The sequence below is a fragment of the Oleiphilus sp. HI0066 genome (genome assembly GCF_001635725.1).
Genome location: NZ_LWFH01001254.1, coordinates 1 through 1,461, shown reverse-complemented (window position 1 = coordinate 1,461; position 1,461 = coordinate 1). Strand labels below are relative to the sequence as shown.

2 protein-coding genes are annotated in these 1,461 nt (G+C 44.8%); one reads left to right on the top strand and one right to left on the bottom strand.

What is annotated here, in order from left to right; genetic code table 11:
- On the top strand, positions 1-529 hold a 529-nt coding region (locus A3738_RS18030), incomplete at its 5' end, for a hypothetical protein (RefSeq protein ID WP_231876691.1).
- Here A3738_RS18030 and A3738_RS18025 read toward each other — a convergent pair.
- Entirely contained in the window at positions 526-1,416 is an 891-nt protein-coding gene (locus tag A3738_RS18025) for a DMT family transporter (protein WP_068500906.1), read from the bottom strand. The genes A3738_RS18030 and A3738_RS18025 overlap by 4 nt on opposite strands.
- Positions 1,417-1,461: the final 45 nt, after the last annotated feature.

Sequence of the window (1,461 nt, the reverse complement as noted above, 5' to 3'; positions counted from 1 at the left end):
GCGAGATGTCGTGCAGGCACAAATGCTTTTTGCGGGTCGGTATGAGAAACAAATTGCTGCAATAAATAATGTAAGTAGCGCGGATCGTAAGCTTATTTACAATGGCTATTTGATGTCCTTAAGTACGGCATGGCAGGCATGGTTGAACGAGTGGTCTGAGCTTCTCTCTCCCAAGAACAAAGTGAATACTATCCAAAGTTGGTCAGAGTTTCTGTCGATCTACAGTAATGTAGCGTCTGTTAGCGCCTTCGTTGAACGAAGTCGCGGTCGCGAGAGCTGGGAAGCTGGTTTTATTGATCTAGATAACTTTGATCAGCGTGAGGTTCTTGTGTGTGTAGATGCTTGGGTGTTGGCTGACAACAAAACTGCCGAGGCAGCTCAGAACGACGGGTTGATGGGTGATCTTTCCGTCACTCAAATTGACGTGCGAGCTCTCTCGTTAAAAATGGGTGTAGCAGACGCCTCGCAAATGTTCGGTGAGTTGAAGCGATTCATCTCTGATGTGCGAGAACAATACGCCGAGTATTAATTAAGGTCTTGTTTTTTAGGCGTCCTGCTTAAATACAAGCCGATGATGATTACGCTGCAGGCGATAAACTGCGTGTGGTTGAAATATTCCCCTAAAACTAGAAATGCAATGATAACAGTGAATACTGGAATCAAGTTGATGAAGGCAGAGGCTTGAGTAGCAGGTACTCGCGTCAGAGAATAATTGTATAAGCCATAGGCGCCGATCGAAACGATAATGCCAAGATACATCACGGCAACAACGCTCGTTGTACTAATGGTTTCAGGTAAAGGGACGTACATCGCAGGCCCAAGAAAGAAGATTGCTCCAACCCAAGATTGCAGAGCTGTGAGAAAGAGAGGGGAGTAACGACTCACTAAATGCTTCACAGCTAAGGTATACACGGCAGCGCAAACCATCGCTAACAATTCGTAAAAGTTACCTAACATCGGATTAGGGGCTGTCTCTGAGCTATCTCCAGCAACACTTAAAATAATCGCACCGACAATGGCGATGGCAAATCCTAACCAAGTTCGAATATGCAGACGTTCGTCGAGAACAAGGTAAGCGCCAATTGCAGTCAATAAAGGCAGAAGAGATGTTACAACGCCAGCTTGAGATGCTGTCGTGTTTTGAAGTGCTAATGATTCAAATATGAAATAGAGGCAGGGCTCCATTATCGCCATCATTAATAGTAGCTTCCAGTCACCTCGTTGATAGTTTAGACGCCCCATCCAACGCAGCATGAATACGAAAAAGACACTGGCCAATAACATTCTTCCAAATAACACTTGGGCAGGATGTAGCTCTTGAAATGTTATTTTAAGCGCTATGAATGAGCTAGCCCAAATCAACATGGCGAGAGTTAAGGTAAGGATCGCGATATTGGAAGACGGTTTAGTTGGCATATTCGGCCCAAATGTAAGCGTTAAAAACTATGGCGAGATTATAGG